The organism is Pseudomonas sp. DR 5-09 (assembly GCF_001655595.1).
GTDB classification, from domain to species: domain Bacteria; phylum Pseudomonadota; class Gammaproteobacteria; order Pseudomonadales; family Pseudomonadaceae; genus Aquipseudomonas; species Aquipseudomonas pharyngis.
Genome location: NZ_CP011566.1, coordinates 42,442 through 62,734, shown reverse-complemented (window position 1 = coordinate 62,734; position 20,293 = coordinate 42,442). Strand labels below are relative to the sequence as shown.

Below are 20,293 nucleotides of genomic sequence, written 5' to 3'. Positions count from 1 at the left end.
GGCCGCCCTTTTTTGTGGCCGCTGCCGTTACACTACAGAACTCATGCCCGCCAGGATCTGTCTGAAAACAGGTCGCGCGAGGCGACCAAAATTGTCCAGGAGTAAAGCATGCGTAATCTGATCATCAGCGCCGCCCTCGTCGCTGCCAGCCTGTTCGGCGTGACCGCCCAGGCCGCCGAAGCCCCTGCTGCCCCTTACGTCGAACTGAGCAACCCGGTGCCGGTCGCCGTGCCTGGCAAGATCGAAGTGGTCGAGCTGTTCTGGTATGGCTGCCCGCATTGCTACGCGTTCGAGCCGGTGATCAATCCATGGGTTGAAAAACTGCCGTCCGACGTCAACTTCGTACGCATTCCTGCGATGTTCGGTGGTCCGTGGGACGCTCACGGCCAGATGTTCCTGACCCTGGAAGCCATGGGCGTCGAGCACAATGTGCATGCTGCCGTATTCAACGCCATCCAGAAAGAACACAAGAAGCTGACCGACAAGAACGACATGGCCGACTTCCTCGCCACTCAAGGCGTGGACAAGGACAAGTTCCTGGCGACCTTCGATTCGTTCGCCATCAAGGGGCAGATCGTGAAAGCCCGCGAACTGGCCAAGAAGTATGAAATCTCCGGTGTTCCAACCATGATCGTCAACGGTAAGTACCGCTTCGACATCGGCTCCGCCGGCGGCGCCGAACAGGCACTGAAACTGGCTGACCAACTGGTAGCCAAAGAGCGAGCGACCACCAAGGCAGCCGCCAACTAAGCGCGGCAATCGCCATGCGCCGCTGGGGAACCGAACGCGTCGTTGGCCTGCATGATCCGCAGGTCAACGAGCATCACCTGGAATCGACGGGCCTGCCCGCAGACAGCCGTCTGCGCTTGCTCAGCTTTAATATTCAGGTCGGCATCAGCACCGAGCGCTATCGGCACTACCTGACCCGCAGCTGGCAGCATCTGCTGCCGCACCCCGGGCGCTCCAGCAATCTGCAAAAGATCGGCAATCTGCTCGGCGACTTCGATCTGGTCGCCCTGCAGGAAGCCGATGGCGGCAGCCTGCGTTCAGGCTACGTCAATCAGGTCGAACACCTGGCCCAGCTCGGCGCCTTCCCCTACTGGTATCAACAACTCAATCGCAACCTTGGCCGACTGGCCCAGCACAGCAATGGCGTGCTCAGTCGCCTGCGTCCGTGGGCGATTGAAGACCACCCGCTGCCGGGTCCAAAGGGACGCGGGGCGATTCTAGTGCGCTTCGGCGAAGGCCCGGAAGCGCTGGTGGTGGTGATGATGCACCTGGCGCTCGGCGCCCGGGTGCGCAGCATGCAACTGGCCTACATCCGCGAATTGATCGGCGGCTACAAGCATCAGGTGCTGATGGGCGACATGAACACCCACGCCAGCGATCTGTTGCAACACTCGCCTTTGCGCGACCTCGGCCTGCTGGCCCCGCAACTCGAAGCGACATTCCCCAGCTGGCGCCCGCAGCGCTGCCTGGACCATATTCTGCTCAGCCCGACCCTGACCCTGGAAAAAGTCGAAGTGCTGGCACAACCGATTTCCGATCACCTGCCGGTCGCGGTAGAGATTCGTCTGCCGGGTTCGCTCACGGCCGATGCATTGCCCGCGTTGAGCACTGCCCTTCGCGGAACCCCTGAATGAGCGACGAAGCCCAGCGCTGGAAAGAGAAATACCTCAAAAGCATCGAACAACAGGAAAAGCTCGAACGTCGATGGGACGCCCGGCTCGACCTGCTGCGCCGCGGCCTGGTGCGCAGCACTCTGGCAGCGGAAGGCACCGACCGCGTGGTCGACCAGTGCATGAAAGAAATGCGCGACGTAGTGCGCACCGACGACATGGACGCCGGCCTCGCCGCCCTGCTGCCGCGACTGGAAAAAGCCGTGCTCGATTCCGAGCAGCGCCGGGAAACCCGGATCGAACAGGTCAGCACCGCACTGACTGCGCTGGTCACTCAGTTGCAATCTCTCCCGCTGCCTCGCGATGTGGCCCAGCCGCTGAAGAAATTCGCCAAGCAGCTGGATGGCCGGGTGAGTCAGGCCAGAGAGATGCCGCTGCTGCTCAGCGAACTCAGCGGCCTGCAGGGCAAGGCCTTGAGCCAGCTGGCAACGCCGGCGGAACCGGGACGCCCGGGCTTGTTGCAGCGCCTGTTCGGCAGCCGCGACAGCGAGGAAACGCCTGCTCCAGTGGCTCAAGCCGCTGCGGTCGCACCACCAGTGCAGCCACAGCAAGCGCCCGTCACACATGAAGCTGCGCCAGCGGCGGAAGCGCCTGTTACAAGCGCCGAACCGGTCGCCACTGCGAGCGTCAGCCAAGCGGCGATCGCCGCCCCCGTGGCCGAGCCCTTCAAAGCTCCAGAGCCAATCCCCGAATATCTTGCGGAACCGGAGGTGGCGGCCTTTGAGCCTGCCAGAATTCTCACCGAATCCCCCTCCGCCCCCAGCGAACCAGAAACCGCCGAGCCAGAACCGGAGCCGCAGACCTTCACACCTCCTCCGGTTTTCGCGCCGGCAGTGCCAACAGCCATCAACCCCGACGAACTGATCCACCCCGGCGATACCCCGCCGCCCGTGATCCTCGACAGCCTGCCCCTGCCCGAGCCCATCGCCCAGGCATTGGCCGCCATCGATCCGGAACAATCCGAGCACGACATCCTCTACGCCCTGCCGGACTCGCCGGAGCCGTCCTACAGTTCGGTCGCCAAACACATCGAAGACACGCTGATCGGGCTGCTGGATGACCTGACCTTGCCGGAGCGCCATCGCCCGCAAGCCGAGGCCATGCGCGATCGATTGAAAAACGGCCTGAACTGGTACGAATTGCTGCCGATCCTCGACGATCTCGCGACCTTGATGCTGGCCATTACCGACAGCGGCCAACACGAATTCGAAGCCTACCTGCAGCAACTCAACGAGCGCCTCGAAGCGTTCCAGAGCAACTTGCAGGCCGCCAGCGAAGGCCACGCCGACAACAGTTCTGCGGCGCGAGCGATGGACACGCAGATCCGCGAACAGGTCGACGGCCTGCAGAACAGCGTGCAGGAAGCGGCCGATCTGGATGATCTGAAGCAAGTGCTGGAAAACCACCTCGAAGGCCTGCTCGGCACCATGGATCAGCACCAGAAGCAACGTGACGCCCGGGAACAGGAAGTGGCTGGACGCCTGAAAAGCCTCGCTGAACGCGTCGCACACATGGAGCAGGAAGCGCAGGGATATCGCGAACACCTTGAAGAGCAACGCCAGAAAGCCCTGATCGATCCGCTCACCGGCCTGCCCAACCGCGCCGCCTGGACCGAACGGCTCGAATATGAAATCGCCCAATGGCAGCAGCACGGCAATACCTTGAGCCTGGCCATGCTCGACCTCGATCACTTCAAACGAATCAACGACAACTACGGGCATCTGGCCGGCGACAAGGTCTTGAAAATCATCGCCACGGTGCTGCGCAAGCGTCTGCGCGGCAGTGATTTCATCGCCCGTTTCGGCGGGGAAGAGTTTGTTCTTCTGCTCCCGGCCACCCCGCCGGCGGTCGGCGCCAAACTCCTGGAAACCCTGCGCGCCGCCATCGAAGCCTGCCCGTTTCACTTCAAGGGCGAGCGCGTCACGATCACGGTTTCCATGGGGCTGGCGGCGTTCCGGCCGGGAGAACACAGCGATCTGGTGCTCAAAAGAGCCGATCAGGCGCTTTACCGGGCAAAAAACGCAGGGCGTAACCGGGTAGAGCTGGGCTGAGGCAATTGTTCCATATTGTTTAAATCAGCCCTTTAAGCGTCGAAGCGCAAGGCGATACGTTACACTGTTGCATTATCGTCTTGCGTGTACTGCCCTCTGCCATGAAATTTTTCACCCTCCTCGCGTCGCTCCTCCTACTGGCCGGTTGTGCCAGCGGCCCGCGTTTTGACACCAGCCATCCTTCGGTCAATCACGACAGCCGTGTGCAGTTCGTGATCGTGCACTACACCTCCGCCTCGCTCGAACGCTCACTGCAATTGCTGACCCACGGCGAAGTCAGCAGCCATTACCTGATCGGCGATGACAAGAACGCCACCATCTATAAGCTGATGGACGAAAACCTGCGCGCATGGCACGCCGGCGAAAGCGAATGGCAAGGCCGTACCTGGCTCAACTCCAGTTCGATCGGCATTGAAATCGTCAATCCGGGCTTCAAGGACACACCGACCGGTCGCCTCTGGTATCCCTACAGCGAAGCCCAGGTGCAATCGTTGATCGTCCTGCTCAAGGACATCAGCAAACGCCAGGGCATCAGCCCGCGCCACATCATCGGCCACAGTGACATCGCCCCGTTGCGCAAGCTCGACCCGGGGCCGCTGTTCCCCTGGAAGCGGCTGGCGGCCGAGGGGCTGGGGCTCTGGCCCGACGAGCAAGCCGTGGCACGCCAGCAAGCGCAGTTCGACGCCGAGCTGCCGAGCATCACCTGGTTCCAGAGCCAACTGGCACGCCTGGGCTACTCGACGCCGCAAACCGGTGAGCTGGATGTAGCGACCCGCCATGTGCTCGCGGCCTTCCAGATGCACTACCGCCCTGCGCGCTTTGACGGCACGCCGGATGCGCAAACGGCAGCGTTGCTGCTGGTGCTGAATCAGACAAAATAATGACGCCCGCCCGACGGTCAGGGCGAAATCGCAATCAGCAGCTATAACTCATTGGTAATTCTTCGGATATCCATGATGGTTGCTACCCGAGAGACGCTGCGTAGCTGGTTTTATCGCCCCTGGTTTCTGGCGATGATCGCGGCTGTCCTCAGTGCGAGCCTGCTGATCACTGGCGGGCTGTTCGTGGCCGTGCGGCAGGTCGAGCAAAGCGAAAGCCAGGAAATGAACGCCCAGGGGGAGCGGTTCCTGGCACGTCTGGAGCAACTCTTCGGCCAGTTGCGCGAAAGCCTCGACGACCTCGAAGCCCAGCCCTTGCGCAGCTGCGACGACGAAATGATCGCCACGTTGCAGCAAGTGACGTTCAACTACCGCTTCGTCTATGAAGCCGCCTACATGGACGCCACGCGGATTTGCTCCAACCGTCCGCGCCAGGAAGGCCTGTCGGTGATCCGTCCTCCGGACATCAAGGGCCCGACCTACAGCTACTGGCTGAACACCACCACCGAACCCGATGAAAACCGCGCAGCGCTGATGCTCGGGCGCGGCAACTTTCGCGTAGCCACCTCGCGCGGACATCTCACCGACATGGTCGACCTGTTGCCCGGCAGCAGCCTGTTGGTAGTGCTGGATCACGGGACCCGGGCGATTCCGGTGCTCGGCGTTCCACAGGTTTGGCCACCCACCGAACCCTGGCCGCCGAAAACCCCGAACGCGCTGCAAGTCACCCAGTCACACCTGATCTACCGCATGCCCACTGACAATCCGGAATACCAACTGGTGCTGATCAGCCCGCGCACGGGCATGCACATTCCGGAGCTCTGGTGGTGGATGGTGCCTTTCTGTCTGGTGCTCGGTGCGCTGGTGGGCGTTCTGGTGTTCTGGGTCGTGCGCCAGCGCCAGTCGCTCGACGCCGAGCTGCACGGCGCCATCCGCCGTGGCGAGTTGCAGGTGCTTTATCAGCCGATCTTCGATCTCGACAGCCGCAACTGCGTCGGTGCCGAAGCCCTGCTGCGCTGGCGCCGGCCGGACGGCACGCTGACCAGCCCCGACCTGTTCATCCCGATGGCCGAGAACACCGGACAGATTCGCCAGATGACCGACTTCGTCCTGCAACGCCTGCTCGAGCAGTTGGGTCAGTTGCTGCGGGCCAATCCGCAGCTGTACATCTCGGTGAATCTGGCCGCCTGCGACGTGATGGTGCCGCGCATCGGCCAGGTCATGGCGCGGCTGCTGACCCTGCATCGGGTGGCGGCGCGGCAGATTGCTTTCGAGGTGACCGAGCGCGGCCTGATCGATGTGGTGGTAGCCCGGGAAAACCTGCAGGCGCTGCGCGATGTCGGGCATCAGGTGCTGATCGACGATTTCGGCACCGGCTATTGCAGCCTGGCCTATTTGCAAACCCTGCCGGTGGATTGCCTGAAGATCGACAAGGCATTTATCGACGCCCTCGGCCATGACGCCGCCAGCAGCGGTGTCGCGCCACACATCATTCACATGGCCCAGGCGCTGGACCTGAAGGTGATTGCCGAAGGGATCGAATTCGAGTCACAAGCGGCGCTGCTGAGCAGCGAAGGGGTGAAGTTCGGTCAGGGCTGGTTGTTCGCCCACGCCTTGAGCGCGGTGCAGTTCATCGAACTGATTACCCGTGGACGGCGACTCGCCGGCCGCCGGATCGACGACGAAGCCTAAACCGCCAGCGCCATATAGAACTGCGTGCCCTGCCCCGGCCGCGAGTAAACGCCCATCCGCCCACCGTGCAACTGGACGATTTCCTTGCACAGCGCCAGACCCAGCCCGGCCCCACCCTTCTTGCGGCCCACCTGAACGAAAGGTTCGAAAATCCGCCCTTGCTGACCGTAGGCAATCCCTTCGCCGTTGTCTTCGACGCTGATGATCACCCGTTCGCCATGGCGACGGGCCTGCAAGCGGATCAGCCCGTCGCGCGCCGTGTGGCGCAAGGCGTTGTCGATCAGGTTGTCGAGGACTCGATCGAGCTGCGCCTGATCCGCCTGCAAGCGTGGCAGCGGGCTCTGCGCTTCGACGGTCAAGGTAACGCCCTTCTGCGCTGCCGAATCGGCGAAACGCAAACGCGCCTGCTCCAGCAGATCCTCGATGGAGCACGGCGCCAGTGTGAGTTTCTGCAAACCGCTCTGATAACGCGAAAAGTTGAGCAGATCGTTGATCAACTGCATCAGGCGCTGCATTTCTTCATTGACCGTGTCGAGCAGGTCGGACTCACGCGACTCCGGAGGAAACTTCGCCCGCTCCCGGAACAGTCCGAACGCCATGTGCATGCCCGTGACCGGCGTGCGCAATTCGTGAGAGGCGCGCAACACGAATTCGCTGCGCACCCGTTCGAAGGCGCGCTGCTCGGTGACGTCGTGCAGGACCATCACGGCGCCGAGAATATGCCCCTGGGTATGGCTGACCGGCGTCAGGCTGTAGGTCAGCAGGCGCATTTCGCCATCGACCTCAATGCTCAAATCTTCCGGCGCCCGCTCAAGGTTGCCGCCGCGCAACACCAGTTGCAGCTGTGCATCCAGCTCCGGTCGCTGAAGCGCCGTGCCGAGGCCTTCGCCGAAACGGTCGCTGTCCCAGCCCAGTTGTCGCTGGGCCACCGGGTTCAAGTGTTCCAGACGACCCTGACGGTCGATCATCAGCAAACCGTCATCGATGCTGTCGAGCACCGCTTGCAGGCGCTGCTGGCCGGCGAGCAATTCGTCGACATTGGTCGCCTGATGTTCGCGCAGGGCTTCGGCCATCAGCCCGAAGCGCCGGGTCAGCAGGTTGATTTCCATGGCCGAGGACACCGGCAGGGTCACCTCGAAATTGCCTTGGCCGATATTGTCCGCCGCTTTGGCCAGCGCTTCGATCGGCGCACCAAAACGCCGGGCAATGCCCTGGGCGGTCACGAAGCCAATGATCAGCACCGCCAGCCCCACCAGTCCCAACAGGCCAGCGATCAGCAACGCGCGGTCGCGGGCGGCATGTTGGACGGAATTGATGTTCTCCAGTGCGTGCTTGTGCTCGGTAATCAATCCGTTGCGCAGGGTGTTGAAGCGCTCACGCAAGTCGCCACCGCCACTCAGGGCAGCAGCCGGGTCGCGGGAGATGTCGAACGCCTGGAGGAAGCTCAGGTAATCGGCTTTGGCCTGACTGAATCCATACTGGCGATCGTCGTCTTTCTGCTCCTGGGCGATGCCCTCGTCGAGCAACTGGAAGTAATGCTGTTTGGACGCTTCGAACGCCACGGGGTCGGGCTTTTCGGCGAGCATCATGATCAGTTGATCGCCGAGGGTCTGGCGCAGCTTGAGCCCCAGATCGAGGGTGACGAAGTTGTTGCGGATCAGCGCCTCCTGAGTGCCGGCCATCTGCATCACACTGACCAGCCCGAGCATCAGCCCGAGCAAGGCCACGGTGATCAGCGCGGAAATGCTCAGGAACAAGCGAGTCCGCAACTTCATCGCCAGTTTCATCGGCGGATGCTCACAGGTTGTACTGCTTGCGCTTGCGATACAGCGTCGAGGCGTCGATCCCCAGGGTCTTGGCGGCCTGATCGAGAGTTCCGGCGGTCGCCAGTACCGCGCCGATGTGGGCTTTCTCCAACTCGTCGAGGCTCAACGCAGCGCCGACCCGTGGCGCGTTGTTGGCCGGTTGCTCCGCCATGCCGAGGTGGCTGATTTCCACACGTTCCTGCGGGCAGATGATGCTGGCCCGCTCGACCACGTTACGCAGCTCGCGGATGTTGCCCGGCCAGCGATAGCCCAGCAGTGCTTCGCGAGCTTCGTCACTGAAGCCCCGGGCCGGACGCGCGTATTCCTTCACGAAGCGGGCGAGGAACCGGTCGGCCAGGGTCAGGATGTCTTCGGCCCGCTCGCGCAGCGGCGGCAAATGCAGGGTGATGACGTTCAGACGGTAGAGCAGGTCTTCGCGGAAACGTCCGTCGCGCACCATGTCCTCAAGGTTCAGGTTGGTGGCGGCGAGAATACGCACATCGGCGCGACGGGTGACCGGATCCCCTACCCGCTCGTATTCTTTGTCTTGAATAAAGCGCAGCAACTTGGGTTGTAATGTCAGCGGAAAATCGCCGATCTCGTCGAGAAACAGCGTACCGCCATCGGCCTGATTGACTCGACCCAGCGTGCTTTCACTGGCCCCGGTGAACGCGCCGCGACTGTGACCGAACAGCTCGCTTTCCATCAGTTCGGCGGTCAGCGACGGGCAGTTGATGGTGACGCAGGATTTCTTCTCGCGCTTGCTCCAGCCGTGGATGGCTCGGGCCAGCTCACCTTTACCTGTGCCCGACTCACCAAGGATCAGGATGTTGGCATCGGTGCCCGCCACTTGCCGCGCCGTTTCCAGGACGACTTTCATCGCCGGGCTGTGGGAATCGAGGCCATCCTTGGGTTTGCGGATCTCGCCTTCGAGGGCTTCCAGACGCGCCGACAGCTGGCGCACTTCAAGCTGTTTGGCGGTCGCGAGGCGCAATTGATCCGGGCTGCAGGGTTTGACCAGATAATCGGCAGCGCCGGCCTGAATGGCGTCCACCGCGGTGTCGACGGCCGAATGGGCGGTGACGATCACCACCCGCATCCACGGCGCCTGAATGCGCATCTGCGCCAATACATCCAGGCCGTTATCTTCGCCCAGACGCAAATCCAGAAAGCACAGATCGAACACCTGGCGTTGCAACAGCGCTTCAGCCTGGGCCGCACTGTTGGCAGTGGCGACAGAATAACCTTCGTCTTCGAGGCAATAACGAAAGGTTCGCAGGATGGCGGATTCATCATCCACCAGCAGAATGCGGCCTTGGTGCTCAGTGGCTGATTCCATTTTTCCTACGCTCCATAAATGAATGTCTTGGGTTAGTCCCGGAAAAATCGGGCAAGTTGCATGGTTGATTCTGATCGATTCCAGTCATAGCAGGGTAGCTCTCTCCTGCCCTCACGGCTAATCCACTGATTTTGTTGATTTTTTAAACATCGCACAGTTTCAGGACGGTTTCCTGCCTCCTTTTCTGACATCCGCACCCTGCTCTCAATTCAAAAAGAATGATTTCTCCTACGAAATAATCGTGCATTACGCACGACGCTGCGAGGGTCATCGTGCAGGATGCGTCGTCAGTAACTTTTACCGCATCTATAACTATCTGATTTTATTAGATTTTTTTAAACAAAAAAGCTGGCATGCGGGCTGCAATACATCTTTCAGCCCGGGCAGAAATGCACTGCCCCCACCGAACAAGAGTGAGGAACCCAGGATGACTCGCCAACGTGCCGCCCAAATGCGTATTTCGCCACTGCATCTGCAGCAGGCCCTGTTTGGCGCACTTGCGCTGCTGATCACTCTGATCGCCTGCCAGCAATATCTGCGCTGGGAGCAGAGCCAGCAGCCTGAGCCCCTGATTTCCATGCAACATGCGACGCAGACGCACTTCAGCGCCGTCAGCAGCAGCCAGGCCGACAACGGCGCGATGCGCATGATGGACGTCGACCAGCCACAACCGCTGGGCGACATGCCCCGTGAAGAACGCTGGGTTTTCTGATTAACGAATCTGGGCGCCCCCGCGCCGAGACCGGCAACATCCCTAAATAGAAGCAAGGAGAATCACCATGTTGAGCTGGGCAATCACATTCCTGATCATTGCCATCATCGCCGCAGTACTGGGCTTCGGTGGTATCGCGGGCACCGCCACGGGTATCGCCAAGATTCTGTTTGTCGTGTTCCTGGTGATGTTCATCGCTTCCTTCTTCTTTGGCCGTCGCGGTCGAGGTTGAACATGAAGGGGTTAAAGACACTGGCAGCCGCCCTGCTCCTGGGCGGTAGTGCCATGGCAATCGCGGCCAATGACGGCCAGGCGCGGGTCAACGAACTGTTGAGTTCCGACCCGCAATACAGGGAAACCTGGGAAGGCGTGGTGAAGAAGGAAGAGCGCCTGCCGGAATGGGTGATGAACCTGTCCGGCACGCCTGACCAGCAGATGAATGCCGTGACCGAAAATGGCGACAAGTATCTGGTCGGTCCGCTCTGCGAATCCGCAGACAAATGCATGAACCATCGCTTGATCGTCGCGTTCAGTTTCGACAAGAAAGACGCTTACGCCATGCTTGTGGATGTGCCTGAAGGACTGCCGGCAGACAAGTCGCCAACGCGACATGCCACCTACCGCTTCCTCGGCAAACCCGATCAGGGCATGCAAAACCTTCTGATGGAAACGCTGAAGAAAGATCCGAACTGGTATTGAACACGAGGGCAGCCGAAAGGCTGTCCTCCATTGCGTCGGCCCGAGGAAGGCCGGTGCATGACCAGGGGGCCGGGACGTTCTGACTGTTGCAGGGTCGGAGTGACCTACGGGTACAGGGAGTGCCTGCGATGAGGGCCGGGTCAGGGTAAAAGCTGCGACGCAAGTTCGCCAACCGGAGTGGTTCGACGGACTTGCGCTGGGCTTTCAACGTGACAAAACGTTGATCCAGAGCGTTCTGCTCAACTTTTTTATCGCTCACACTGCATGCGAAAGCATTTCGCGGTGTTTCCTGGCGACCGTATATCGAGAAAGAGTCGATCGAGTAAGTCGGACATTTAGTTTCCGAACGTAGGCTTTTTCCTAAATTTTTCGTCGAAATCACTCGTTCAAAAAATAACCAACCTACGCTGTAATGGCCGGTTCACGGCACTTATGCCTGCCGAAATGTCGTATTCGAACCGGTTGGGACGCCAGTTTCATAAAAAAAAGCTCATGCCGATTCGGCATAGGGTAGGCGTTTACGGCATTAGACGGCGCAACCTTGCATCGGAATAGTTGCGCCTTTTTTCGCCTGCCGGAGAGCCGTAAATACGCGCTTCGGGGCACCTTATACGGAGGCAGATGCACAGACTTTTCCGCTGATGAGCGTTCCAGTTCCTGCATGTGCCTGAGTCAAACGCAAGTAAGGGTAAAGATAATGAAGAAGGCAAAGCTTAGCCTCGCCTGGCAGATCCTCATCGGTCTGGTATTGGGGATTGCAATCGGCGCGTTGCTTAACCATTTCAGCGCCGAAAAGGCCTGGTGGATCAGCAACGTCCTGCAACCGGCAGGCGATATCTTTATCCGTCTGATCAAGATGATCGTGATCCCGATCGTCATCTCTTCCCTGATCGTCGGCATCGCCGGCGTGGGCGACGCCAAGAAACTCGGGCGCATCGGCCTGAAAACCATCATCTACTTCGAAATCGTCACCACCATCGCCATCGTCGTCGGCCTGCTGCTGGCCAACCTGTTCCATCCGGGTGCCGGCATCGACATGAGCACCCTGGGCACTGTGGACATCTCCAAGTACCAGGCGACCGCCGCCGAAGTGCAGCATGAACACGCGTTCATCGAGACCATCCTCAACCTGATCCCGTCGAACATCTTCGCGGCCATGGCTCGCGGCGAAATGCTGCCGATCATCTTCTTCTCCGTGCTGTTCGGTCTCGGTCTGTCGAGCCTGCAGTCGGACCTGCGCGAGCCGCTGGTGAAGATGTTCCAGGGCGTATCGGAAAGCATGTTCAAAGTCACCCACATGATCATGAACTACGCGCCAATCGGCGTGTTCGCCCTGATCGCGGTGACCGTGGCCAACTTCGGTTTCGCCTCGCTGCTGCCGCTGGCCAAGCTGGTGATCCTGGTTTACGTCGCCATCGCCTTCTTCGCCTTTGTGGTGTTGGGCCTGATCGCCAAGATGTTCGGTTTCTCGGTGATCAAGCTGATGCGCATCTTCAAGGATGAGCTGGTCCTGGCCTACTCCACCGCCTCCTCGGAAACCGTGCTGCCACGGGTGATCGAGAAGATGGAAGCCTACGGCGCACCGAAAGCCATCTGCAGCTTCGTAGTACCAACCGGCTACTCGTTCAACCTCGACGGCTCGACCCTGTACCAGTCCATCGCGGCGATCTTCATTGCCCAGCTGTACGGCATCGACCTGTCGATCAGCCAGCAACTGCTGCTGGTCCTGACCCTGATGGTTACCTCCAAAGGCATCGCCGGCGTGCCGGGCGTGTCCTTCGTGGTGCTGCTGGCCACCCTGGGCAGCGTGGGTATTCCGCTGGAAGGCCTGGCCTTCATCGCCGGTGTCGACCGTGTGATGGACATGGCGCGTACCGCCCTGAACGTGATCGGCAACGCCCTCGCCGTACTGGTCATCGCTCGTTGGGAAGGCATGTACGACGACGCCAAGGGCCAGCGCTACTGGAACTCGCTGCCGCACTGGCGCAGCAAGGAAAAACTGCCGGCCGGTGACGTTTCGAACAACTGATCCCCGCCCGCAAGGCACCCTGACAAACCCCGGAGAAATCCGGGGTTTGTCGTTTCTGGCGACCCCGCTATCATTCGCCGCATCTTCCGGGGGATTTGACTGATGCTTAATGGCCTGTGGCTTGGCTTCTTCATCGTGGCAGCCGTTTCGGCGCTGGGGCAATGGCTGATCGGCGGCAATGCCGGGATCTTCGCGGCGATGGTGGAAAGCATTTTTGCCATGGCCAAGCTGTCGGTCGAAGTCATGGTGCTGCTGTTCGGCACGCTGACCCTGTGGCTGGGTTTCCTGCGCATCGCCGAGAAGGCTGGCATCGTTGAATGGCTGGCCAAAGTGCTCGGGCCACTGTTCCTGCGGCTGATGCCGGAAGTGCCGGCGGGCCACCCGGCCATCGGCCTGATTACCCTGAACTTCGCCGCCAACGGCCTGGGCCTGGATAACGCCGCCACGCCGATCGGCCTCAAAGCCATGAAGGCGCTGCAAGAGCTCAATCCCAGCTCGACCATCGCCAGCAACGCGCAAATCCTGTTCCTCGTACTGAATGCCTCGTCCCTGACCCTGCTGCCGGTGACGATCTTCATGTATCGCGCCCAGCAAGGCGCGCCGGACCCGACGCTGGTGTTCCTGCCGATCCTGCTGGCCACCAGTTGCTCGACCATCGTCGGCTTCCTGTCGGTGGCGTTCATGCAGCGCCTGCGGGTTTGGGACCCCGTGGTGCTGGCCTACCTGATTCCCGGCGCGCTGATCCTCGGCGGCTTCATGGCGTTGCTCGCGACAATGTCGGCCACTGCGCTGGCGGGCCTGTCGTCGATCCTCGGCAACCTGACGCTGTTCGGCCTGATCATGCTGTTCCTGGTGATCGGCGCCTTGCGCAAGGTGAAGGTCTACGAAGCGTTCGTCGAAGGTGCGAAGGAAGGTTTCGACGTTGCCAAGAACCTGCTGCCGTATCTGGTGGCGATGCTCTGCGCGATCGGCGTATTGCGCGCATCGGGCGCGCTGGACTTCGGCCTCGACGGCATCCGCCATCTGGTGGAGTGGGCAGGGTGGGACACGCGCTTCGTCGATGCGCTGCCGACCGCCATGGTCAAACCGTTCTCCGGCAGCGCCGCCCGGGCGATGCTGATCGAAACGATGAAGACCTCGGGCGTGGACAGCTTCCCGGCGCTGGTGGCCGCAACCATTCAGGGCAGCACCGAAACCACGTTCTACGTGCTGGCGGTGTACTTCGGCGCGGTGGGCATCCAGCGCGCCCGGCATGCCGTGGGTTGTGCGCTGCTGGCCGAGCTGGCGGGTGTGCTCGGCGCAATCGGCGTCTGCTACTGGTTCTTCGGTTAAGGCTCAAGGCCGGGCAGGTGGGGCAACTTTCTGCCCTTGCTCCACCGCCCACGCCACGACTTTCGCGGTGAGACGATCACTGGCCTGCCCGAATCCGGCCACCACCGCCGGAACCTTCACATCACTGAGCGGCTGACGTTCTTCGAAGCGGCGACTGGCGAGAATCCGCTGGTCGTAACCGCGCACCAGCAGCGCATCGACCCGCACCACCACGCTGGCCTGCGTGCCCTGATACTCGGTCTGAAACGCCTGCAGGCTGCCACCCAGTTCCAGATCCGCCTGGAAGTTGCTGTCGTCGGTGCTCAACAGCGATACCCGGCCATCGCGCTGGAATCCATCAAGCAACCGATTACGCATCAGCACCGGTGCCGGATCGCTCCAGCGCGAGGCCTTGTAGCTGCTGATCACATCTCCCTGAGGAATCACCGCAATGCTCGGCCGGTTCAGCGCTTCGCTGGCCTGCAGTTTGTTCAGGCGCAGCGACCAGTGCTGAGCAGCCGCCGAACCGGCCGAGGCGGGTGCCTGTGCCGCCGGCAGGCGATAGACATCCGACGGTTCGGACTTGGGCAGGATCGAGCACGCGCTGATCAGCGTGAAGCCGGCGAGGAGGGCGAGGCGAGTCAGCTTCATGGCGTGAACTCCTTGTTCTTGTCACTGCCCAGCAGGTAACCGCTGGGGTTGGCCTCCAGGCGTTGGGAAATGGCGCGCAGCGAATTCAGTGTCTCCCTCAGTTCGCGAATCGCCGGGGCCAGGCCGTTGAGGCCCTGCATGCCGCTGTCGAGGGAATTCTGATTCTTGCTGAGCAGGCCGTTGATGGTGACGCTGCTTTGCTCCAGGGATTTCATCGCCTGTTCGGCACTGCCGAGCGCCTGTTTGCCCTGATCGTTGAGCAGGCCGTTGGCGTTGCGCATCAGCGCGGACGTCTGTTCGAGCATGTTGCCGGCCTGTTTGCCGACCGTCGCCAGTTGCTGCATGGCCTGACGCAGGTCGCCGCGCTGATCGTTGATCGAACCGGTGGTCTGCTCCAGATGCTCAAGGGTCTTGCTCACGCGCTCGATGTTGTCGGCAGAGAACATCTGATTGGCATTACTGAGCAACGTCGTGACCCCGCTCATCAAATCGTTGCTGTCGCTGAGCAGCCGCGAGATGGGCGAGGGCGATGCGACGATGGTCGGCAGGTTGCCGTCATGGCCCTTGAGTTTCGGACTTTGCGGCGTGCCTCCACTGAGCTGGATGATCGAGGTGCCGGTGATCCCGGCCAGGGCCAGTTTGGCTTCGGTATCTTCCTTGACCGGCGTGTCGCCGGCCAGGCGAATGCGTGCCAGCACCCGACGTGGGTCCTGCGGGTCGAGGCGCAGGCTGACCACGTCGCCGACCTTGATCCCGCTGTACTGCACCGGGCTGCCCCGGGACAGGCCGCTGACCGCCTCGTTGAACACGACTTCGTAATCCTTGAACTCGGTGTCGACACTGGACTTGGCCAGCCACAGACCGAAGAGCAGGGCGCCTGCCACCACAATCACCGTGAACAGGCCGATCAACACATGATGGGCTCGGGTTTCCATGTCAGACCTCGTTGAGCTGTTTGGCGGCGTCCAGCGCCGAGCGGCCGCGAGGGCCGTGGAAGTATTCGTGAATCCACGCGTCGTCGGTTTCCGAGACCACGTCGATGGGACCGGCCACCAGCACCTTCTTCTGCGCCAATACCGCGACGCGGTCGGTGATGGTGTAGAGCGTGTCGAGGTCGTGGGTCACCAGAAATACGCTCAGGCCCAGGGCATCGCGCAGGGTCAGGATCAATTGGTCGAACTGCGCGGCGCCAATCGGATCGAGGCCGGCGGTGGGTTCGTCGAGAAACAGGATGTCCGGGTCCAGCGCCAGCGCCCGGGCCAGTGCCGCGCGCTTGATCATGCCGCCGGACAGCGAAGCCGGGTACTTGTCCGCTGCCGACAGCGGAAGACCGGCCAGCGCCAGCTTCACCGCCGCCAGATGCTCGGCGTCGTCGCGGCTCAGACCGGCGTGTTCGATCAGGGGCAGGGCGACGTTCTCGGTGACGGTCAGCGACGAAAACAGCGCGCCTTTCTGGAACAACACACCAAAGCGCCGTTCGATCAGCGAGCGCTCATGCTCCGGCAGGCTCGGCAGGTTCTGGCCGAACACCTTGACCATGCCTTCACTGGGCTGGCGCAAGCCGACGATGCTGCGCAGCAACACCGATTTACCGCTGCCGGAACCGCCGACCACGGCCAGGATTTCGCCTTTGTACAAGTCGAGATCGAGGTTCTCGTGCACGCTCTGGCGGCCGAAGCGATTGCACAGGCCACGAACTTCGATCACCGCCTCAGAGGGCGCGCGGGGTAGACGACTCACCAGCCCATCTCCATGAAAAACAGCGCGGCAACCGCATCGAGCACGATCACCACGAAAATCGATTGCACCACGCTGGAGGTGGTGTGGGCGCCGACCGATTCGGCGCTGCCGCTGACCTTGAAGCCTTCCAGACAGCCGATGGCGGCAATCAGGAACGCGAAGATCGGGGCTTTGACCAGACCCACCAGGAAATGTTGAATCCCTATGTCGCTTTGCAGCAGCGACAGGAACATCGCCGGCGAGATATCCAGCGACACCGCGCAAACCACTGCGCCGCCGACGATCCCGCAGATCATCGCCAGAAAGGTCAGCATCGGCAGCGCCACCAGCAGCGCCAGCACCCTGGGCACCACCAGCAACTCCATGGGGTCGAGGCCGAGGGTGCGAATCGCGTCGATTTCCTCGTTGGCCTTCATCGAGCCGATCTGCGCGGTGAAGGCACTGGCCGTGCGGCCGGCCATCAGGATCGCTGTGAGCAAGACGCCGAACTCGCGCAGGAAGGCGAAGCCCACCAGGTCCACGGTGAACACGCTGGCGCCGAAACTGGCCAGTACCGTCGCCCCGAGGAACGCCACCACCGCGCCCACCAGAAAGGTCAGCAACGCGACGATGGGCGCGGCGTCGAGGCCGGTCTGTTCGATGTGGGCGATCATCGGCGTGATCCGCCAGCGCTTGGGCCGGAACAGGCTGCGGGCGATGGTTTCGAGAATCAGGCCGACGAAGCCGAGCAATTGCAGGGTGTCTCGCCAGACCGTGTCGACGGCCCGACCGATGCGCGTCAGCAGTTGCACGCTGACGCTGATTTCCGGTTCCTTGATCGGCACGCAGAAATCGGTCAGCGAGCGATACACGGTTTGCAGCAGGGCGCGGTCGGCGCTGGAAATCGTGCAGTCGGGGTGTTCGGCGGACTTGCCAAGCCGCTCCGAGCCGAGCAGCTCCACCAGCAGCGACGCACCGGCGGTGTCGAGGGCGCCGAGGCCGTTGAGATCGATGGGGGTGTTGGCGTCGTACTGGCCGTGGAGCGTTTCGCTCAGTTGCTTGAGGTCGGCGTAATGGGCAAGCGTCCAGTCCCCGGTCACCCGCAGGCGGGCAGGGGTGATCGAGGTGTCCAGGCGGGCACTGCCGGTCATTGGGCTGCTGGTCATAAGCTCCGTGCTTGTTCGGCTATCGAGACGAACCTACGTAATAGCACGAACCCGGTTACTTTTCTTTGGTCGGTGTGCTGTCCGTGACCTCGAAGCGCAGCACGCCAATCACCTGACCGTCTTCGGTCAACACCCGCACCTGCCACTTGCCTGCCGGGTTGCCGGGGAAGTTCTGCTTGTGGGTCCAGGCCCGGTAGCCTTCCTTGCGCCCGCCGTGGATGTCGAGGGCGATGCGGTCGACCTCTTTGCCGTTGAACTGCCAGACGTGATAAATCCGCTCGTCGAGCCCGCGCGGCGCGTTGATCGCGGTGTAGGCGTAGAGCCCGCCGCCACGGATCTGTTCGGCGCTGACTTCCTTGAGGCTGGCCCCCGGCACCCGGTCCTGCACCTGAGTGCTGATCGCCACGTCGGTCATCCACAGCGTCGCCGGCGGCACCCACGAACGCAGGACCCAGCCCACACCACCGATGCCGACCGTAATGCACAGGATCGCCAGGGCATTGCGCACGGTGCGGATCGGGAAGATCGACGCCAGGCTCGGGAACGACAACACCACCGCAATCCCCAGCGCCCATTTGAAGCTCTGCGAAGTGGTCAGGTGCATGATCACCGGCAGCGCCGTGAGCAGGGCGGCAAACAGGGTCAGGGTGTGCAGCGCGAGGAACGCCCAGCGCCGTGGCGCCAGCCACTTGTAGTAGAGCGGGTCGACGATCGAGACCAGCGCCGCGATGCACAGCAGCCCGGTGAAAAACAGCTGGCCGCTGTTCCAGGTAGTGGTGATGAAGAAGAACGGCAGGACGAAAAACAGGCTTTCCTGGTGAATCATCTGCGTCGCGTAACGCAGCAGCGGCTGGGGGATTTCCCGTTTGAAGATCCGCGTGAACAGTTTGGTCAGGCTGTTTTCCAGCATCAGCCAGATCCAGCTCAGCAGCATGATCGTGGTGATCCAGCTCGCCAGCCCCTGTTGCCGGTCGACCAGAATGAAGCTGCCGACCCCGGAGATGAAACCGCCGAGCGCAATGACCCCGGGGTAGCGCTTCATCAGTTCGAGAATGCGCTGGATCAGGAGGGTCAATTTAGACATTTGGGCGGTTCACAAGAGTCGAGGAAAAAACCCCGACAGAGTACCGCCCGCCGGGCCGTGTGGCGAGGCTGCCGGTCATTCCGGATGCACGGACTTGCGCCGATGCAGGCGCCAGCCGAGCAGAATCAGCACCAGCACGCCCAATCCGCCCGCCAGCAGCCACAACACCTGATCGTCACTGAGCAGCGGTTTCTCGATCCGCAGATAACCCGGTTGCAGCAGCAACTCGCGCATGGCCTTGTTCGCCGCCTCCAGCGTCACGCCTTGCAGCTCCCGCGCAGGATCGGCAAAGCGGCCATCCTCGTAGTCGCCCAGCGCGCTCCAGTAATAGTCGGCCATGGCGCTGGTGCCTTGCACGGCCCAGGCCTGGTGGGCGATGGCGGCTTGTTTCAAGCGATTGAAGGTGTCGGCGTCGAGGCCGTTTTTCAGCAGGTCGGCCTTGAGGTCTTCCAGCACTTGTTCGGCTTCGGCGATATCACCGCGATCAAGATCGGCGTTGAGGCTCATGAAACCGACGCCGCCGAACACTTCGCGTTCGGCCCATGGCCCGTAGGATAAACCGTGGTTCAGGCGCAACTGGCGGTACAGCGCCCACTCCAGGTATTCCTTGAGCAGGTCGAAGGTTTCGTCGTACTGGTCGTCCAGCACCGGCTCCGGCACCAGCCAGTGCAGCTTGGCACTGTTGCCGATGAAGCCGCGAGTGATCGTGCGTTCGTGAGCGGCGCTGGCGCGGATGTCCGGCAACGGACGGTGTTCGCTCGGCTCGACCGCTTCCAGCGCGCCCCACGCCCGTTCCAGATAGGCCGGCAGCAGTTTGTCGAGGTCGCCGACGACAATCAGGGTCATGTTGTTCGGCGCGTACCAGGCCTTGCGCACCTTCTCCAGTTGTTCGCGGGTCAGGCCATCGACTTCGGCCCGTTGCGGGCATTTCAGGCCCAGTTCGACCGCCAGTTGATTGCTCGCGGTGTGGCCCAGGTCCTGCCGGTCGAGGAAGCGTTGCAGCCGGGTGTAATGGCCGCCGTCCTCGCGCTCGACCACCCGTTTGGCCGCGTTGATCGCGTTGTCGTCGAAGCGGGTCTGGGTCAGCAGGTCCAGCAGCAGGTCGAGGACCTTGCGCTGGTTTTTCGCCGGGGCTTCGATGACGAACGTGGTGTCGGCGTTGCTGGTAAAGGCGTTCCAGTCACCGCCGAGTGCCTGCATGCGCTCTTCGAGACCACCTTCACCGGTGGCGTCGATGCCGCTGAACAGCAAGTGTTCGAGCAGGTGCGGCAGCTCCTTTTCATTGCAGTCGAAATCGTCGAGACCGACGCCGATCACCAACCGGATAGCCACGTGCCCACGCTCGGTGCCGGGCTTGAGCAGCAATTGCAAACCGTTGGGCAGCGCATAGCCTTCGACCTGAAAACGATCCAGGGCGAAGGCGGGCAGGGAACCGAGCAGCAGACAAGCGAACAACAGGCAACGCATAACGAGCTTCC

At 61.8% G+C, this 20,293-nt stretch carries 18 protein-coding genes; 10 read left to right on the top strand and 8 right to left on the bottom strand.

The annotated features are described in order from the left end of the window. Positions 1–108 precede the first annotated feature (108 nt). The 5 genes from PDR5_RS00280 to PDR5_RS00260 all read left to right on the top strand — a co-directional run bounded on the left by PDR5_RS00280 (position 109) and on the right by PDR5_RS00260 (position 6,300). Entirely contained in the window at positions 109–750 is a 642-nt protein-coding gene (locus PDR5_RS00280) for a thiol:disulfide interchange protein DsbA/DsbL (protein WP_064592477.1), read from the top strand. A gap of 14 nt (positions 751–764) precedes the next feature. Further along, positions 765–1,643 carry an endonuclease/exonuclease/phosphatase family protein gene (locus PDR5_RS00275; RefSeq protein WP_039764867.1) on the top strand — a complete coding sequence of 293 codons (879 nt, stop codon included), beginning with the start codon at positions 765–767 and terminating at the stop codon, positions 1,641–1,643. Then, positions 1,640–3,730, top strand: coding sequence for a GGDEF domain-containing protein (locus PDR5_RS00270; RefSeq protein ID WP_064592475.1), 2,091 nt, complete (start codon positions 1,640–1,642; stop codon positions 3,728–3,730). Before PDR5_RS00275 ends, PDR5_RS00270 begins: the two co-directional genes overlap by 4 nt. 101 nt (positions 3,731–3,831) lie before the next feature. Beyond that, the gene (locus PDR5_RS00265) at positions 3,832–4,611 is read left to right on the top strand and encodes an N-acetylmuramoyl-L-alanine amidase (RefSeq protein ID WP_039764871.1); all 780 of its coding nucleotides are present in this window, start codon (positions 3,832–3,834) and stop codon (positions 4,609–4,611) included. 75 nt (positions 4,612–4,686) lie between these two features. After that, the gene (locus tag PDR5_RS00260) at positions 4,687–6,300 is read left to right on the top strand and encodes an EAL domain-containing protein (RefSeq protein ID WP_170928281.1); all 1,614 of its coding nucleotides are present in this window, start codon (positions 4,687–4,689) and stop codon (positions 6,298–6,300) included. Here PDR5_RS00260 and PDR5_RS00255 read toward each other — a convergent pair. Together PDR5_RS00255 and algB are read right to left on the bottom strand one after the other, a co-directional pair. Further along, positions 6,297–8,087 carry a KinB sensor domain-containing domain gene (locus tag PDR5_RS00255; protein ID WP_064592469.1) on the bottom strand — a complete coding sequence of 597 codons (1,791 nt, stop codon included), beginning with the start codon at positions 8,085–8,087 and terminating at the stop codon, positions 6,297–6,299. The two genes, PDR5_RS00260 and PDR5_RS00255, sit on opposite strands and share 4 nt — an antisense overlap. A gap of 10 nt (positions 8,088–8,097) precedes the next feature. Then, positions 8,098–9,444, bottom strand: a complete 1,347-nt coding sequence (gene algB / locus PDR5_RS00250; RefSeq protein ID WP_039764876.1) for a sigma-54-dependent response regulator transcription factor AlgB — start codon at positions 9,442–9,444, stop codon at positions 8,098–8,100. Between the two features lie 427 nt (positions 9,445–9,871). On the opposite strand from algB, the gene PDR5_RS00245 reads away from it, so the two are divergent. The 5 genes from PDR5_RS00245 (at position 9,872) to PDR5_RS00225 (ending at position 14,216) form a co-directional block, all read left to right on the top strand. Further along, on the top strand, positions 9,872–10,156 hold the full coding sequence (locus tag PDR5_RS00245) for a hypothetical protein (protein ID WP_039764878.1): 285 nt from the start codon (positions 9,872–9,874) through the stop codon (positions 10,154–10,156). 67 nt (positions 10,157–10,223) lie between these two features. Further along, entirely contained in the window at positions 10,224–10,388 is a 165-nt protein-coding gene (locus tag PDR5_RS00240) for a DUF1328 domain-containing protein (protein ID WP_003177151.1), read from the top strand. 2 nt (positions 10,389–10,390) lie between these two features. After that, entirely contained in the window at positions 10,391–10,855 is a 465-nt protein-coding gene (locus PDR5_RS00235; RefSeq protein WP_064592464.1) for an inhibitor of vertebrate lysozyme family protein, read from the top strand. 697 nt (positions 10,856–11,552) lie between these two features. Beyond that, a complete protein-coding gene (gltP, locus tag PDR5_RS00230; protein WP_064592462.1) occupies positions 11,553–12,884 on the top strand; it encodes a glutamate/aspartate:proton symporter GltP in 1,332 nt (443 codons plus the stop codon). A 102-nt stretch (positions 12,885–12,986) separates the two neighbouring features. Beyond that, entirely contained in the window at positions 12,987–14,216 is a 1,230-nt protein-coding gene (locus PDR5_RS00225) for a nucleoside recognition domain-containing protein (RefSeq protein WP_064592460.1), read from the top strand. Between the two features lie 3 nt (positions 14,217–14,219). Here PDR5_RS00225 and PDR5_RS00220 read toward each other — a convergent pair whose 3' ends face one another. The 6 genes from PDR5_RS00220 to PDR5_RS00195 all read right to left on the bottom strand — a co-directional run bounded on the left by PDR5_RS00220 (position 14,220) and on the right by PDR5_RS00195 (position 20,282). Continuing rightward, the gene (locus PDR5_RS00220; protein ID WP_064592458.1) at positions 14,220–14,846 is read right to left on the bottom strand and encodes an ABC-type transport auxiliary lipoprotein family protein; all 627 of its coding nucleotides are present in this window, start codon (positions 14,844–14,846) and stop codon (positions 14,220–14,222) included. Continuing rightward, a complete protein-coding gene (locus PDR5_RS00215) occupies positions 14,843–15,781 on the bottom strand; it encodes an MlaD family protein (RefSeq protein WP_039764886.1) in 939 nt (312 codons plus the stop codon). The genes PDR5_RS00220 and PDR5_RS00215 overlap by 4 nt, the downstream gene beginning before the upstream one ends. 1 nt (position 15,782) lies before the next feature. Continuing rightward, positions 15,783–16,586, bottom strand: coding sequence for an ABC transporter ATP-binding protein (locus tag PDR5_RS00210; RefSeq protein WP_064592457.1), 804 nt, complete (start codon positions 16,584–16,586; stop codon positions 15,783–15,785). After that, the gene (locus PDR5_RS00205; RefSeq protein WP_064592455.1) at positions 16,583–17,731 is read right to left on the bottom strand and encodes an ABC transporter permease; all 1,149 of its coding nucleotides are present in this window, start codon (positions 17,729–17,731) and stop codon (positions 16,583–16,585) included. Before PDR5_RS00205 ends, PDR5_RS00210 begins: the two co-directional genes overlap by 4 nt. Positions 17,732–17,786: 55 nt before the next feature. Then, the gene (locus PDR5_RS00200) at positions 17,787–18,815 is read right to left on the bottom strand and encodes a DUF5924 family protein (protein WP_064592453.1); all 1,029 of its coding nucleotides are present in this window, start codon (positions 18,813–18,815) and stop codon (positions 17,787–17,789) included. Between the two features lie 75 nt (positions 18,816–18,890). Then, complete coding sequence (locus PDR5_RS00195; RefSeq protein WP_064592451.1) at positions 18,891–20,282, bottom strand: M16 family metallopeptidase; 1,392 nt, start codon at positions 20,280–20,282, stop codon at positions 18,891–18,893. Positions 20,283–20,293: the final 11 nt, after the last annotated feature.

Coding starts and splice junctions, on each gene's coding strand:
- PDR5_RS00280 (WP_064592477.1), top strand. CDS start 109: ATGCGTAATCTGATCATCAGCGCCGCCCTCGTCGCTGCCAGCCTGTTC.
- PDR5_RS00275 (WP_039764867.1), top strand. CDS start 765: ATGCGCCGCTGGGGAACCGAACGCGTCGTTGGCCTGCATGATCCGCAG.
- PDR5_RS00270 (WP_064592475.1), top strand. CDS start 1,640: ATGAGCGACGAAGCCCAGCGCTGGAAAGAGAAATACCTCAAAAGCATC.
- PDR5_RS00265 (WP_039764871.1), top strand. CDS start 3,832: ATGAAATTTTTCACCCTCCTCGCGTCGCTCCTCCTACTGGCCGGTTGT.
- PDR5_RS00260 (WP_170928281.1), top strand. CDS start 4,687: ATGGTTGCTACCCGAGAGACGCTGCGTAGCTGGTTTTATCGCCCCTGG.
- PDR5_RS00255 (WP_064592469.1), bottom strand. CDS start 8,087: ATGAAACTGGCGATGAAGTTGCGGACTCGCTTGTTCCTGAGCATTTCC.
- algB (WP_039764876.1), bottom strand. CDS start 9,444: ATGGAATCAGCCACTGAGCACCAAGGCCGCATTCTGCTGGTGGATGAT.
- PDR5_RS00245 (WP_039764878.1), top strand. CDS start 9,872: ATGACTCGCCAACGTGCCGCCCAAATGCGTATTTCGCCACTGCATCTG.
- PDR5_RS00240 (WP_003177151.1), top strand. CDS start 10,224: ATGTTGAGCTGGGCAATCACATTCCTGATCATTGCCATCATCGCCGCA.
- PDR5_RS00235 (WP_064592464.1), top strand. CDS start 10,391: ATGAAGGGGTTAAAGACACTGGCAGCCGCCCTGCTCCTGGGCGGTAGT.
- gltP (WP_064592462.1), top strand. CDS start 11,553: ATGAAGAAGGCAAAGCTTAGCCTCGCCTGGCAGATCCTCATCGGTCTG.
- PDR5_RS00225 (WP_064592460.1), top strand. CDS start 12,987: ATGCTTAATGGCCTGTGGCTTGGCTTCTTCATCGTGGCAGCCGTTTCG.
- PDR5_RS00220 (WP_064592458.1), bottom strand. CDS start 14,846: ATGAAGCTGACTCGCCTCGCCCTCCTCGCCGGCTTCACGCTGATCAGC.
- PDR5_RS00215 (WP_039764886.1), bottom strand. CDS start 15,781: ATGGAAACCCGAGCCCATCATGTGTTGATCGGCCTGTTCACGGTGATT.
- PDR5_RS00205 (WP_064592455.1), bottom strand. CDS start 17,731: ATGACCAGCAGCCCAATGACCGGCAGTGCCCGCCTGGACACCTCGATC.
- PDR5_RS00200 (WP_064592453.1), bottom strand. CDS start 18,815: ATGTCTAAATTGACCCTCCTGATCCAGCGCATTCTCGAACTGATGAAG.
- PDR5_RS00195 (WP_064592451.1), bottom strand. CDS start 20,282: ATGCGTTGCCTGTTGTTCGCTTGTCTGCTGCTCGGTTCCCTGCCCGCC.